The 13,028-nt window shown below is 61.1% G+C and carries 14 protein-coding genes; 3 read left to right on the top strand and 11 right to left on the bottom strand.

Annotation, left to right across the window (positions count from 1 at the left end; translation table 11 throughout):
* Positions 1-85: 85 nt before the first annotated feature.
* From ACTWJ5_RS12345 to ACTWJ5_RS12330, 4 genes are all read right to left on the bottom strand, one after another.
* On the bottom strand, positions 86-1,249 hold the full coding sequence (locus ACTWJ5_RS12345; RefSeq protein ID WP_444438786.1) for an MFS transporter: 1,164 nt from the start codon (positions 1,247-1,249) through the stop codon (positions 86-88).
* A 145-nt stretch (positions 1,250-1,394) separates the two neighbouring features.
* Positions 1,395-1,787, bottom strand: coding sequence for a DUF1329 domain-containing protein (locus ACTWJ5_RS12340; protein WP_444438783.1), 393 nt, complete (start codon positions 1,785-1,787; stop codon positions 1,395-1,397).
* Positions 1,788-1,976: 189 nt separating this feature from the next.
* A complete protein-coding gene (locus tag ACTWJ5_RS12335; protein WP_444438782.1) occupies positions 1,977-2,756 on the bottom strand; it encodes an SDR family oxidoreductase in 780 nt (259 codons plus the stop codon).
* Positions 2,756-3,052 carry a nuclear transport factor 2 family protein gene (locus ACTWJ5_RS12330; protein ID WP_444438780.1) on the bottom strand — a complete coding sequence of 99 codons (297 nt, stop codon included), beginning with the start codon at positions 3,050-3,052 and terminating at the stop codon, positions 2,756-2,758. The genes ACTWJ5_RS12335 and ACTWJ5_RS12330 overlap by 1 nt, the downstream gene beginning before the upstream one ends.
* 126 nt (positions 3,053-3,178) lie before the next feature.
* Between ACTWJ5_RS12330 and ACTWJ5_RS12325 the strand changes: the two genes are divergently transcribed.
* Entirely contained in the window at positions 3,179-3,520 is a 342-nt protein-coding gene (locus ACTWJ5_RS12325; RefSeq protein ID WP_444438779.1) for a winged helix-turn-helix transcriptional regulator, read from the top strand.
* Positions 3,521-3,921: 401 nt separating this feature from the next.
* On the opposite strand, the gene ACTWJ5_RS12320 is transcribed toward ACTWJ5_RS12325, so the two are convergent.
* From ACTWJ5_RS12320 to ACTWJ5_RS12305, 4 genes are all read right to left on the bottom strand, one after another.
* Positions 3,922-4,368 (bottom strand): aldo/keto reductase, encoded by a 447-nt coding sequence (locus ACTWJ5_RS12320; RefSeq protein WP_444439583.1) that lies wholly within the window; start codon positions 4,366-4,368, stop codon positions 3,922-3,924.
* Positions 4,325-4,513 (bottom strand): aldo/keto reductase, encoded by a 189-nt coding sequence (locus ACTWJ5_RS12315; protein WP_444439581.1) that lies wholly within the window; start codon positions 4,511-4,513, stop codon positions 4,325-4,327. The genes ACTWJ5_RS12320 and ACTWJ5_RS12315 overlap by 44 nt, the downstream gene beginning before the upstream one ends.
* A 108-nt stretch (positions 4,514-4,621) precedes the next feature.
* On the bottom strand, positions 4,622-5,611 hold the full coding sequence (locus tag ACTWJ5_RS12310; protein ID WP_444438777.1) for an oxidoreductase: 990 nt from the start codon (positions 5,609-5,611) through the stop codon (positions 4,622-4,624).
* 18 nt (positions 5,612-5,629) lie between these two features.
* Entirely contained in the window at positions 5,630-6,673 is a 1,044-nt protein-coding gene (locus ACTWJ5_RS12305; protein ID WP_444438775.1) for an SDR family oxidoreductase, read from the bottom strand.
* A 218-nt stretch (positions 6,674-6,891) separates the two neighbouring features.
* On the opposite strand from ACTWJ5_RS12305, the gene ACTWJ5_RS12300 reads away from it, so the two are divergent.
* Positions 6,892-7,839, top strand: coding sequence for an AraC family transcriptional regulator (locus ACTWJ5_RS12300; protein WP_444438773.1), 948 nt, complete (start codon positions 6,892-6,894; stop codon positions 7,837-7,839).
* Between the two features lie 18 nt (positions 7,840-7,857).
* On the opposite strand, the gene ACTWJ5_RS12295 is transcribed toward ACTWJ5_RS12300, so the two are convergent.
* Positions 7,858-8,856, bottom strand: a complete 999-nt coding sequence (locus ACTWJ5_RS12295; RefSeq protein WP_444438771.1) for a helix-turn-helix domain-containing protein — start codon at positions 8,854-8,856, stop codon at positions 7,858-7,860.
* A gap of 206 nt (positions 8,857-9,062) precedes the next feature.
* Here ACTWJ5_RS12295 and ACTWJ5_RS12290 point away from each other — a divergent pair, with 206 nt between their 5' ends.
* Entirely contained in the window at positions 9,063-10,868 is a 1,806-nt protein-coding gene (locus ACTWJ5_RS12290; RefSeq protein ID WP_444438769.1) for an autotransporter outer membrane beta-barrel domain-containing protein, read from the top strand.
* Positions 10,869-11,574: 706 nt separating this feature from the next.
* Here ACTWJ5_RS12290 and ACTWJ5_RS12285 read toward each other — a convergent pair.
* Both ACTWJ5_RS12285 and ACTWJ5_RS12280 read right to left on the bottom strand, forming a co-directional pair.
* The gene (locus ACTWJ5_RS12285; protein ID WP_444438767.1) at positions 11,575-11,946 is read right to left on the bottom strand and encodes a histone-like nucleoid-structuring protein, MvaT/MvaU family; all 372 of its coding nucleotides are present in this window, start codon (positions 11,944-11,946) and stop codon (positions 11,575-11,577) included.
* Between the two features lie 85 nt (positions 11,947-12,031).
* Positions 12,032-12,982, bottom strand: a complete 951-nt coding sequence (locus ACTWJ5_RS12280; protein ID WP_444438765.1) for a YagK/YfjJ domain-containing protein — start codon at positions 12,980-12,982, stop codon at positions 12,032-12,034.
* Positions 12,983-13,028 lie beyond the last annotated feature (46 nt).

Here is a 13,028-nt window from a genome sequence, read left to right as displayed (position 1 = left end):
CTCTACTGAACCTATCGGCCACTATCGACACAGACTCGCCAAGACTAAGAATAGTCCCGGGCTGTATTCAGGATGGACTGTATCCTCAGGGATTGCTGCTCCGTTCGGAGCGCTGCACTTTGGGAATCCAATACGCCAACGATCCCGCCGCTGCAAAGGCAATGATCCCGGTCGCGACGATTCCTGCCGCCAGCGACAGGCTGCCCGCCAGAAACGATAGAAGTGCCGGCCCGCACGAGGAGCCGATATCGGACATCAGGCGCCACACTCCGAGAAAGTGCGCGCGCCCATGCCGCGGGGAATGGTCCGCGCCAAGGGTCATGATCATTCCGGAGCCAATGCCATTGCCGAAGCCGATGGCCAACGAAACTAGCAACAGCGTGGAGAAGCCCGAGGTAAAAGGCATCAGTAGCATCGCCATGCCCATGATGAGCATTGAGGGCACCGCGACCCACCCCCTGCCCTTGTGGTCCATTACCTTGCCAGCTGGGTAGAACACCAGCATGTCGATGCCGCCCGCCAGGCCGTAGATCAAGGAGGCCAAGGCAGGTGCCAACATGAGGTGATCGGCCCACAGGGGGATGACGACCTGGCGCGAGGCTCGCACGGCACTGACCAAGACGACGCCGATACCCAGGGTGAGGAACACATGGCGGTGGTCCCTGAGCGTCGAAACGATCGTCGTGGCGGCAGGCGCCTGGCCCAATGGAACCGGCAGCGGCTCCAGGTCCGGGACTCGTGCACCGATCGCCGCAGCCCCCAGCACTCCGGCAATCCCGACAGCGTAGGCTGCCGACAGGCCGAACGCATGGACGGCCGCCGCGCCCAGAAAGGGACCGATGAACATGCCAATACGCATCACCCCGCCCAGCGTCGATAGCGCCCTCGCCCGATAGGCGAGCGGAACGGCCTCGGTCATGTAGCTCTGGCGTGCCAGGTTGTAGACCGCCTGCGACATGCCCACCATGAAGCAGCCGGCCGCGAACAGGCCAAGATGCGCTGTCAGCACGCAAAGGGCCATGCCGAGCCCGCTCCAGATACCTGCCGCGACGATAGCCCAGCGCTCACCCCAGCGCATCGTGATCAACGACGCCGGAATGTTGTTGAGCAGCGAGCCGATGCTGATCAGCGCGACAACCAGCGCGGCCATCGGCACGGAGCCCCCCAGATCACGCGCCATCAGCGGAATGATCGGGAGAATGGCGCCTTCGCCCAGGCCGAAAAGCAACGAGGGGCCGAAGGCCGGCACAGCGATTCGCCTGAATGAAAATTCAGCCGTGGGGGGCGATTCAGGCAAGGCAGGAGGCGAAGACATGCAGGGAATCAGGAGTTGGACAACAGCCCGGCAATATTGAACGTGCGGCCATTATCTTCTTCCGTTGCCCGGCTGTCATTCAAGGGGATGTGGATACTCGCAGTAGCTCCGGGCAGTACGACCAGTGCGAAAGGCCCTTACCTCTGTAAGCTTCACCCGCAGCGTCTGACCGTCCTCGATCAGGTAGTGCAAGGCTTCGATGATGTTCTGCAGGTCGTGGAAGACCTCCAGCGCCGTCAGCGGCACCTGTACGTCTAGGGGAAGTAGGTGCGCTCCTCCCATACCCGCAGTTGTCGCACTGGCCAACGTTGGCGATGGTCCAGCTACCCTCGTCGATGAAGAAGTGCCGCTTGGAGTAGATGAGCCGAGTTCCCGACTTGAGAGTGCCAACTATCGTCCAGACCCGGTACAGCTCGTAGCGCGTCGGCGCCTGGTTGATGTGGTCGTGCAGCCTCTCGATTACCTGCAACACTGGCGCATGACTCTTGCTCACGCCGCGTTGCAAGATACCAGTAAACCATTGACCGACCTTGCAGCGTATCGGCTATCTGTCCGATACGGCGTTCAGCATCGCATTCAAGCGCAACATGGGCATAGATCCTGGCAGACGGCATGCGATGGCAGACGGCATGCGATGGCAAAGGAAAAGTGAGGTCAGACGTTATGCCGTGGGAACCGTGCCGCCGTCGACCACGTATTCCGCCCCACTGATGGCTGCGGCGAACGGCGAGATCAGGAAGGCGATCAGGTTAGCCACTTCGACCGGCTTCGACGGCCGCCCGAGCGGAATGCCGCCCAGTGCATCCATGATGATCTTTTTGCCGCCTTCGTAATCCGTCCCGGCCTGGCTGGCAAGCCGTTCGGCCAGCGCAACCGCTGCTTCGGTTTCCACCCAACCCGGCGACACACGCACGACACGCACGCCCTTGGGAGTCACTTCTTTCGACAGGCTCTTGCTGTACGTGGACAGCGCGGCCTTCGCCGCGGCATAGGCCGTGGTCGAATCCGGTAGCGGCAGCCGGTTCTGGATCGACGTGACGTGGATGATGACGCCTGCACCTTGCTCGATCATCTTCGGCAGCAAGGCCCGATCAAGCCTCACGGCGGGAAATAGATTGAGGTTCAGCTCCTTTTGCCACTCCGTTTCATCAAGCGCGGCAAAGCCGCCCGCTGGAGCCGACGATCCACCCAGGACGTGAACGATCGCATCCACACCGCCCAGGTGATCCTCGACAGCCTTCGCCACCGTCACACAGCCTTCGGGCGTGGTCAGGTCGGCTTCGACGAATTGGGCTTCGGAAATGAAGTCCGGCTTGGCGCGCGCCGTGGTCAGAATGCGGGCGCCAAGTTCGCCCAGCAGTTCGACGACGGCCTTGCCAACACCCTTGGTGCCGGCCGTGACTAGCACGCGCTTGCCCGCGAGGTCGAGATTCATGGTCATCAGTGGATCTCCAGAAATTCGATCTTGTCGCCGGTGAGCCGGAAGACATGGGTAAGGTCAGTTGGGCTGCCCAGGAAATTGCCGACGTACCGGGCCACGACGGTGATGCCGGTAGCGTCCGTCACCGCCGTCAACGGTTCGATGCGGTAGACATATTTGCGCTGTGCCTCCGCCAGCCAGGCTTCGATCGCCTCATGCCTGTGGTAGGTCTGGCCTTCGTCATGGACGATGGCCTGCGCGGAGAAGACGTGCCGCAGTGCGGAAGGCGAGGCTCCGTTGCTCACGTCGAAGAACATGACAACTGAATCCGGTAGTGAAATGCTCATGATCTGGAGCCTTCAGTGGCAAACTGTGCGATATAGGAATTTTCGCCATAAACTCACATATCAACAAGAACGCACGGAAAAGTAAGCTACCTACTTATGGGAAAGGTCTATACCCCTGCAACGGCCGCTGTCGGCGTCGAAGAAGTGCTCCAGTTACTGGCGGGGCGCTGGAAACTGGTGATCCTGTTCCATCTGTTCGATGGCAAGGTGCAGCGTTTTTCCGATCTGGAAAAACTGATCCCCGGAATTTCGCAGAAGATGCTGGCCCAGCAGTTACGCCAACTGGAAGCAGATGGCATCGTGGCTCGAAAGCTCTATCCCCAGGTTCCGCCCAAGGTGGAATATCGGTTGACCGATTGGGGGCAAGCTCTGTGCCCCGCTTTGGATGCGCTCCTCAAATGGGCCGAGCAGCGGGACGCACTGCACAAAGTCATTTAGCCACCGGCTATCGCGCCGAAGGCCATTCCGCTTGTGAGCACTCAGTCGGGCTTATTACTTGCTGCCAACGAGAAGGGAGGCAGATCGGCAGTAACCCCGTTCACGGTGGTTCCGCCATTGTGGACGGAGGGGAACCAAGGCTCCATGCTCTGCCCCAGCTTCGGTGCAGTCAGGCGATCAAGGCGATTTGATCGAGGCGACGCGCGCCGATCAGGACAGAGGTGACGCCGAGTTTCGCCTGCCCCCATACGAGCGCGATCAGGCGGGAGTGCTCTCCTGCTCCGTCGCAATCGCCTCTAGCTCATCGACGATGGTGTAGGTCGTCTCGTTCAGGAAGCCTTCGATGAAGGTGCAGCAATCGGCACTTGATCAGGTCTGCGGTGCGTCGGTTGTATTTCCCCTCAGCGCGCCGCCCTTGAGCGGCGACCGAGGCGTGACGCCAACCCGAACTCCCGAGCCATCGGAATCAGTTCCTTCTCGACGGTGCGCTCAAGCAGCGAGTATTCGATCTGCATGGCGATGAAAGCCGACCATCCACGGAAACACGCAAGCATATTGGCCTCCGCGATCTTCCAGGCCGGCGTATCCGAGACACCGATATAGCGAACCTTGCCCGCCTGCACCAGATGCCCCAGCGCCGACATCGTTTCCTCGATCGACGTGCGCTTGTCCCGGTAATGGAGCCAGTAGAGGTCGATACATTCGGTCTGCAGGCGGCACAGCGAATTCCCGCAAGCCAAGGTGATCGATCTGCGATTCGATCCACCTCCATTGGGGTCGCCTGGGTAGAGGTTGCCGCTGAACTTAATGGCAGTGACCAGACGGTCTCGCCTTGTCGTGTCCGACATGATCACCGAGGATCTTCTCAGCATGGTTCTTGGTGTAGAAACTGGCGGTGTCGATAAAGTTGCCACCCAGCTCCAAGAAGCTATCCATGATCTGCTGGGACTCCTCAACGCTGGAGCCCCAGCCAAGATCCTCGCCGAAGGTCATCGCCCCTAGACACATGGGACTAAGGCGCAGGCCGGATCGACCAAGGGTGACATAGAGGTCGAGGGACATTCTCCTAAGTAGTTTGGAGTTGGCTCCTGGGAGCCCAAATCATTTTTGGAGTAGCACTTCACTCACCCGCCACAACCGATCGGCGGCCTCGGCGTCGATGGCATAGGGCATGACACCGCCTTGCCGCGTCGAATCCGCCATGTCCATCGCGCCCCCCTCAAAGGTCGAGAGGGAAGCTACATCGACGTTCTCGCAATAGACACCGCCCATACCGTCGAGCTGCGGGCTGACGGCGCACCAGACGCTGGTGGCCGCACCTTGCGCCACGGTTTTCAGATTGCGTGACGGGTCGATGATGGGCTTGCCCTCGGCATCGAGCACGCCAGCGTCGATCAGCGCCTGCTGCAGGATATGTTTCTCCAGTCCGGTGCCAACAATCGCGCCCGGATGGACGGCGAAGGCGCGGATACCGTTCTTCGCCTCGCGCGCATCGAGCGCGACGGTGAACAGGACGTTCGCGGTCTTCGATTGGCCGTAACCGAGCCACGAGTTGTATTCACGGTGCTCGAAATTGATGTCATCGAACACCACGGGCGAATAGCGGTGGCCGAAAGACGACAGGTTCACGACGCGCGCACCGCCGGCCGCACGCAAGGCCGGCAGCAGGCGCGTGGTCAGTTGGAAATGACCGAGGTGATTGGTAGCGAAATGCGACTCTACGCCGCGCGCGTCGCGCTGAAGCGGCACCGCCATGATGCCTGCACTGTTGACCAGCAGGTCGAGCTTTGGTGATTCGGCCAGAAAACGATCCGCGAAGGCGCCGACCGATGCCGGATCGAGTAGATCCATCGGCCAGACTTCCACTTCGACTGTGCCGGCCAACGCCGCTCGGGCGCGATCTACGTCGCGTGCGGGCACGATCACACGCGCACCGGCCTGCTTGAAGACCCGTGCCGTCTCACGCCCAAGGCCGGAATAGCCGCCGGTGACAATGGCCGTGCGGCCGGTGAGGTCGATGCCGCGGATCACTTCATCAGCAGTGGTCGCGGCGCTGAAACCGGAAGGAATAGGATGTTGAGAGGTATTCATCGTTGCTGTTCCTTGCGTTCACTGTGATTGCGAATCTCGGAGCAGGCCCAGCCGAATCAGGCTTTCGGCCGACGCGACAATGGCTTCTTCGCTTGAGCGTGGTGTCCAACCGAGCAGACGGATAGCCTTCTCGCTGGTGGCGTTCATGTTCCGGCCGAGCAATGTGGCGATACCTTTCAAGCCGGGATTTCTGAGTGCGGCCAGGCGCACCAGCCAGTTCGGCAATTCCCATGTCGGCACCTTGCGGGCGGACGCGCCCATGCGACGGCGCAGCACCTTCGCCACGTCGATCATCCACAAGCTTTCGCCCGCGATGGCCAAGAAACGCTCGCCCTTGGCGGCGGGATGCGTCATGGCGAGAACATGGAGATCAGCTACGTCCCGCACATCGACAAAGCCGCAATTGATCTTCGGACAGCCACGTTGGCCGTCCAGCATGTTTGTGATTGAACGAACGGAATGCGAATAGTCCGGGCCGAGCACCGGGCCAAGCACGGCCGTAGGGTTGACGGCCGACAACTCCAGTCCGTTGCCTTCTCGCACGATGAAGTCCCAGGCTGCACGCTCGGAGAGAGTCTTGGACTTCTGGTAGAGCCAGACGTTGCTGGCGCTCAGATCGCTCCAGTCGGTCTCGTCAAAAGGCCGCTGCATCTCTCCGCGGCCCGCGCAGATGGCGCCAAAAGCCGAGGTCAGCACCACACGCGTCACTCCTGCATCACGAGCGGCGCGCAGCACTCGCAGATTGCCAGCGACCGCCGGTCTGACCCAATCATCTTCACTGGCATGCAGACCGGTCGGCGTCGGGGAAGCGCCGTGCAACACATAGCGACAACCGGCGACGGCCTCGGCCCAGCCCGTGTCCTGCTCCAGATCAGCGGTGACAAAGCTCAGTTGATCGCCGCAGTCGATACCGCCTTCGCGCAGGTTGGCACGCACTTCGGTTTCCCGTACCAACGAGCGAACAGTGGTGCGGACCCGATAACCACCGCGCAGCAGGGCAAGTATGCAGTGCTGGGCGATGAACCCGGTCCCGCCGGTGACCAATACCCTCTCTTCGATCATGCTTTTTCCCCTACAGCCAGAAGGCAATCGGCGCCCGGCCATGGCTGGGCAAGTGGCCAAAATTACCCTCCGGCTTTTGAACCGGGAATGCGCCGGAGTGCGCTTTACTTGCGTGAGAGTTCAAATTCACTCCCGGCCTCGTCAGCCATTGCTCGCGACACACGCCGGTGCGACCCTGAGCGAAGTAGTAGAAGCAGAAATCCCGAAGGCGCCCCAACATGATCGATATTCCGGCCTCCAGGTCCGATCCACTCTCCGATTTCCTGCGCGTGGCCGACGCCCAGTTGAGCGTGGCAGGCGGCTTCAGTGCCAGCGGTGAATGGAGCCTACGTTTCCCCCCGCCGGCGCATCTGAAATTCTTCGCATTGGTCAAAGGCAACTGCTGGCTACAGATCGAGGGTGAGGCCCAGCCGCTATGGGTCAGAGAGAGCGATGTCCTCATCCTTTGCTCGCGCCGCGCCTTCGTGCTGGCCAGCGATCTTTCGCTGACGCCGCTGGATGCCATGCAGGTCTTCACGGGGCAGACAAACGAGCGCACTGCGATTCTGGGTACCGGCGAGGACTGTATTCAGCTGGGCGGACACGTGCGCCTGGACCCTACCAGCGAAGAGTTGGCCTTCCGTCTTCTACCGCCAGTGATGCAAGTGCACGCAGGCTCGCAACAAGCCGAGCGGCTAAAATGGCTACTGGACCAGATCGTCGAGGAGCGTACGCAGTGGAGACCTGGCGTCGGCCTGGTGTCAGCTCAGCTCACTCAACTGCTGTTCGTGCAGACTATGCGGGCCTACCTGGAATCGACCGACGCCCTACCCTGCGGTTGGTTGCGAGCGGCGAGCGACAAACGCCTGGCCCCGGTGTTGGGGTTGATGCACAACGAGCCGGGCCGGCCCTGGCAACTAGGCGAACTGGCGAAGGCCGCCGGGATGTCGCGCACCAGTTTTGCGGTGCATTTCAAGTCGATCACGGGAATACCTGCACTGGCCTACCTGAGCGAGTGGCGCATGCTTCTGGCACAACAGGCCCTGCGCAGCCGCGACGTCAACATGGCCGCCCTGGCCAGCGAACTGGGCTACGCCTCCGAGAGCGCATTCAGCAATGCCTTTAAGCGAGTCACCGGTACGGCCCCCAGGCATTACCGCAAGCAGTGGCGAGACACCGCGCAATAAATCCGGCCCTCCAAACACTCAACCCGGCTCCGCAATCTTGCGTAGTAGCTTGTAGAGAGCCCCCACGTCGCTGTAGCCAAGCAGGTCTTTCACCTGTTCCTTCGTCATGCCCGCCCCCAGCTTCTCCTTCAGCAGGCTCACGCGCTGGCGCTCGCGCAGTTCCTTGAAGCTGAGGTTCTCCGCCAGCAGCTTACGCTGCAGGCTTCGTGGGCTCATGCACAGAGCCTGAGCCAGGTCGCTCAGGGAGTATTCCGGGTTGGCCAGATTGTCACGCAGTAGGGTGCCGGCCAGCGATACCAGGTCGGCTTTTTCTAGCAGTGAGGGGTGTGCCTGGCCGGGATGGAGCATGCGCTCCAGTATCGGGTTCGAGGTTCGCAGCGGTTCCCGGCAGATACCCTTGCCTTGCAGGCTCAGGCCCACCGCCGGCTGGTTGTAACGCACCTGCAGCTGCAGGCGATCCTCCAGCAGGCGCCCCAGAGGCTCGAAGCCCTGGCGCAGGTTGACCACCAGTGACTCTCTTTCCTGCAGGCCGCAACCGAACCACAGCGCCATGAAGCTGACCGAGAAGCCCAGCGCGCCGCGGCCGCGGATGTCCGCCTCGACGTTCACGTCCAGCCCCCTGGAATGCAGGGACACCAGGCCGCTGTCCCAGCCCATCAGTTGGTGGAACTTGCGCACCCCCTGCTCCAGGTTCGCACTGCACAGCAGCCAGAGCTGGAACTGCTGCGGCCGGTACAGCCACTCCTCGGCACTGCGTACCTGCGCCTCCAAGCCGTAGCTGCCGAAGCTCAGGTCCAGCAGGCGGTTGAGCTGCGAGTGGTCGACCCGGACAAGCTCGGCGGCGTGGTTGCGAGCGCGCAGGGCGTCCAATTCCGCCCGTGTCGGGCAGCTACCGATCGCCTGATCGAGAACCAGTGCCTTGGGAAACAGGTAGGTGTTTTTCATTGTTGTTATTCCCTTAGTGGTCAGCCCCTGCAAGTTGGCGCCTGCGGCCAGAACCTTGGCGTCCACGGCCATGCATACCCGCCGGCATGCCTTCGTAGGATCGTCCGGGTTCGCGGCGGCGCGGCCCAGGAACACGCTGCAACCCGCGCCGCCCGAGCCATCCCTACAACAAGAACGAACAGGCGGTAGACATGTACCACAACCCGATTCCGAACACTTCATGCTCCCCGCTCGCCCTGGCCGTGCGCCGACACCGGGGTACGGGCGCGCTGGCGGGCGTGCTGCTCGCGCTGCTGGCTGGCCAGACAGCGGCGCAGTCGCAGTACCGGCAGTTGGTGTCCTTCGGCGACAGTTACGCCGACTCCGGCTACAACCTCAGCGCTCTTTCCAGCGGCGACCTCGCCGGCTACCCGAGCCAGGGCCATTCGCCCGCGGAGATCGCCCTCGGGCATGCCTACGTGGCCTTTCCCTACTGGCTGCAGGCACAGTTGGGCATTCCCGATGCACAGATGACCAATTACGCCATCGGCGGCGCGACCACCCAGCCGATCAGCGCCCTCGGCACCGTTTTCAGCCTGCCCTACGAACTCACCGCCTGGAACGGCAAGCGCTTCGCCGCCGACGATCTGGTCAGCCTATCGATTGGCGGCAACGACGCCCTGGCCCCGAGCGGCATCGTCCACCTGGTGGCCAACGTCGGCCCGGATGGATCGGCGTTTGGCCACACAGAGGCGACCGCAGCCGCGCAGCTGGCAGCATCCACCGCCACCCAGACCATCGAAGGTTTCATCGCCGCCGGCGCGCGTAACCTGGTGATCGCCGGGTTCAGTGACATCTCGGCGATGCTGGCCGCCGCTGGCGTGCCCCATCCGGATTCGCTGGCGGTCTACGGGCAAACCTATTACCAGAACTTGCAAGCCCAGCTGCAGCCACTGGCTCAGGGAGGCACGCGCATCTTCCTGCTCGACGAGACGCGCATCATTGAACGCATGCGCGACAACCTGGCGGCATACGGCTTCGGCTCCTTCGCCTATTCCGGACCGGCTGCGCTGCCAAGCGTGGTGCAGCCGGACAACGTGCACCTGACCAGCCATGGTTTCGAGGTGCTGGCCCGCTATATGACCAGCGCCGTACTCGCGCCCTACGACTTCGCCCTGCTGTCGCAGACCAGCCTCGCTTCGGCGGAGGTCTTCACCGACTCGTTGCTCGACCGCCTCGACGCCAACCGCGGTCTGCACAGCGTACGACCTGCGCCGGACGGCCAGGTCAGCGTCTACGCGCTCGGTACCTACTCCGGCCGCAACCGGGACGACGACAGCGCCGCCAGCAGCTCCGACTACCGCGGCGGCAGCGGCACGCTCGGCGTCGACCTACAACTCTCCGCCAACCTGCTCGCCGGCCTGGCGCTGAACTACAGCGATAGCCGGAGCGAGCCCGACCAAGGCGGCCACCTCGACGATGAAGCCACCCAGGTGGCAGCCTACCTGTCCTACGTCGACGGGTCCTGGTTCGGCGACGCCCTGCTCGGCTACGGCCACCACGACCTCGACCTTCACCGTCCGGGCATAGTCGACCCGGTGGGTGGCAGCACCGATGCCGACACCTTCAGCGCAGCGCTACGCGGCGGCTACTTATTCGACCTGGGCGGCTTCAGTGCCGGCCCCCTGCTGGGCCTTGAATACCAGCGCAGCAAAGTCGACGGCTACGGCGAGGGCGGCGATCCGCTGCTGGCCTTCGACGTCCGAGGGCAAACCCAGAAGTCGCTGACCAGCCTCGCCGGAGTGCAGGTCCGCGCGCCCTTCAAGGTGGGTGCCCAGCAGTTCTCCAGCTACCTGAACCTGGCCTGGAAACACGAGTTCGAAGATGACTCCCATGACCTCGACAGCACCCTGCAACAGGCACCGTTGCTGCCCATCCATACCGAGATCCGCGACGTCGATTCGCGCAACTACGGTGTCATCGGCGGCGGCATCGCGGTGAGCCTGGGCGACAACCTGAGCGCCCAGCTCAGCGCCTCCAGCGATCTCGGCCGCGACGGTGGTAACCAGTACCAGATAGGCACTGCCCTCAACTACAGTTTCTGAGCAATCCACGGCGGCCCACGGGCCGCCATGTGAGGCAAGCATGACCATCCGTCTCTATTGGCGCTTTGTGGAGAGCACGTGGCTCGGTTCGCGGCTGATCGGCCGCGAATCGCCGCTATGGATGAGTCCAAGCTGAGCGATACGCCATCAAAACCAGATGCCAACGAGGAACAAAAAGAAACCCGGCCGAAGCCGGGTCCTTAAAGGGAATATCCATCATTGTGGATGCTTAGCAGGAGATGGGGTTCAGACTGGCCCTCCAGCGTCGCCAAAGTGCACCCTAGCGGTTACCATGCCTAGCGAACCAAACCGAAGTCCATCCATACAGAAGATCAGCGCCCGCTCGAGTTGATCAAGCACACCTGGCTGAAAAGCGGTAGGGTCAATGGGAATGCTTGAACATCTAGCTTCTAGAGAAGAGCCCCCATACAGCAATGGATAATATAAACCCAACCATGCTGCCAAAAACCCAGACAAACCTGATCATCGAAGATTGAGTCGCGCTGGTGATTTCCATAACGTAAGTGCTCATGTCCGTAGCACGGATATAACGCTTCGCCTCCTCTATCGACTCCTCAAGCTTGGCCGTTAGGAAGGCTTTGCCTATAGCAAAAGCCAGAGCGTAACTGACGAGGAAAATGACTAGATAGCTTGCCAAGCTCCAAAATTCCTCCTTGAAAATATGCACTGCTGCCGTGAGTGCTTGTCAGACCTGAAGCCAAGACTCGACCACATCGTTACCGTATTCAGCTTTCCAAGCCTTCAGTACCTTGTGGTTTCCACCCTTGGTCTCCACCACTTCGCCAGTGTTCGGATTCTTGTAGACCTTCACCACACGTTCACGGCGCTTGGATTGCGATGCACGGCCTCCGCGGACACTCGCAGCGCCAACTGCCGATGGATCGAGGATTGCCACGATGTCACGAAGAGACTTGCCGTACTCGCCCATCAGCGCTTTCAGCTTTTCTTCGAACTCAATTTCCTTTTTGAGGGAATTATCGTTCTTCAAAGACTCGAGATAAGCCAGTTGATCAGCAAGAGCCTTTTCTGCGGCACGGAACTCAGCAAGCTTCGACATAAAGATAATCTCAATAAGAATGGATGACCCACAGAGCATATCCGACTCTGCTGATCATCCCAACTAGCGGATCTGTGGTTAGTGATTAGCAGCTCCGCAGACTGCGACCAACCCGGAACGCCCTTGCCCCCACTGGCTTCACCCGCAACGATTGGCCATCCTCGATCAGGTAGTGGCAGGCCTTGATCACATTGCGCCTACCAACTGCGTCCTTACGGCTGAACATCCCTACCCCACGGTCATCCTCATACTTTTCTTTCTCGTGGTTGCAACTGTGGATGTACCCCCAGCCTTCAGTGATCTTTCCCCACAGCCCACCGATGGCCTCAGCCTTGGCATAGTCACTGCGCACCTCCCGACCATCGAAGAAGAACGCCGCATGGATGTGGTAGCCCATGTCTTCCCCCTGCTCCACCGCGCAGATGTAGCCTGTCTCATGTTGGAAGATCGGATCGTGCTCCCTCGACCGGATCAGCCTATCCAGATCCTCGAAGACGTCCTCTACCGTCAAGCGATTACGTGCTGCCTCCCGGTAGTACAGATTCACCCTCACCACCACGGTACGAGAGCGGCTATCCATCACCCGCTCCACGTATTCAGTCACGGTCTGCCGATTCCCCTTTTCCCGGAAAGTACGGTCATGCTTCCCACGCTTGAACCACTTGGTCTGTACGTGCACCCGGATCCTCTCCACGAGCCAGTTGTAGGTCTGGGCCTCTGATAGGAGCCCTCCCTCGCTCTCGTCCATGCACGTCATCCCGAACATCCCGAACTCGATGCCAATGTCGTAGCAAGCTTCCTTAAATGCGAGCAGGTGTTCACTCAAGGCGTACGTCTCATCGTTCACTAGGTGATACATCTGCCGAACGTAATCGAAGTACCGAGAGAGCCTGGTCCTCTCGACGACCTCATCCCCCTGTGCGTCGTAGCTGATCCTGAATGCAGGGCAGTCGTGACGGATCACTGCGTTCACGAGTCGTTCGATCTGGATAGCGATGTCGGATTGGGGGAGGTGTTTGGCTGTTTTATTGGTCATGGTGTGTACCTGGTTGGTTTAGGGCATACCAAGTACGGAGTGGGTA

This window comes from Pseudomonas sp. A6 (assembly GCF_052367875.1).
Taxonomy (GTDB): domain Bacteria; phylum Pseudomonadota; class Gammaproteobacteria; order Pseudomonadales; family Pseudomonadaceae; genus Pseudomonas; species Pseudomonas citronellolis.
This window is presented reverse-complemented; position numbering and strand designations above follow the sequence as displayed.

Excerpts from the sequence above, each read along its gene's own strand:
- ACTWJ5_RS12335 (WP_444438782.1), bottom strand. The coding sequence starts at position 2,756 with ATGACCATGAATCTCGACCTCGCGGGCAAGCGCGTGCTAGTCACGGCC.
- ACTWJ5_RS12330 (WP_444438780.1), bottom strand. The coding sequence starts at position 3,052 with ATGTTCTTCGACGTGAGCAACGGAGCCTCGCCTTCCGCACTGCGGCAC.
- ACTWJ5_RS12325 (WP_444438779.1), top strand. The coding sequence starts at position 3,179 with ATGGGAAAGGTCTATACCCCTGCAACGGCCGCTGTCGGCGTCGAAGAA.
- ACTWJ5_RS12320 (WP_444439583.1), bottom strand. The coding sequence starts at position 4,368 with ATGTCGGACACGACAAGGCGAGACCGTCTGGTCACTGCCATTAAGTTC.
- ACTWJ5_RS12315 (WP_444439581.1), bottom strand. The coding sequence starts at position 4,513 with ATGACCTTCGGCGAGGATCTTGGCTGGGGCTCCAGCGTTGAGGAGTCC.
- ACTWJ5_RS12310 (WP_444438777.1), bottom strand. The coding sequence starts at position 5,611 with ATGAATACCTCTCAACATCCTATTCCTTCCGGTTTCAGCGCCGCGACC.
- ACTWJ5_RS12305 (WP_444438775.1), bottom strand. The coding sequence starts at position 6,673 with ATGATCGAAGAGAGGGTATTGGTCACCGGCGGGACCGGGTTCATCGCC.
- ACTWJ5_RS12300 (WP_444438773.1), top strand. The coding sequence starts at position 6,892 with ATGATCGATATTCCGGCCTCCAGGTCCGATCCACTCTCCGATTTCCTG.
- ACTWJ5_RS12295 (WP_444438771.1), bottom strand. The coding sequence starts at position 8,856 with ATGGCCGTGGACGCCAAGGTTCTGGCCGCAGGCGCCAACTTGCAGGGG.
- ACTWJ5_RS12285 (WP_444438767.1), bottom strand. The coding sequence starts at position 11,946 with ATGTCGAAGCTTGCTGAGTTCCGTGCCGCAGAAAAGGCTCTTGCTGAT.
- ACTWJ5_RS12280 (WP_444438765.1), bottom strand. The coding sequence starts at position 12,982 with ATGACCAATAAAACAGCCAAACACCTCCCCCAATCCGACATCGCTATC.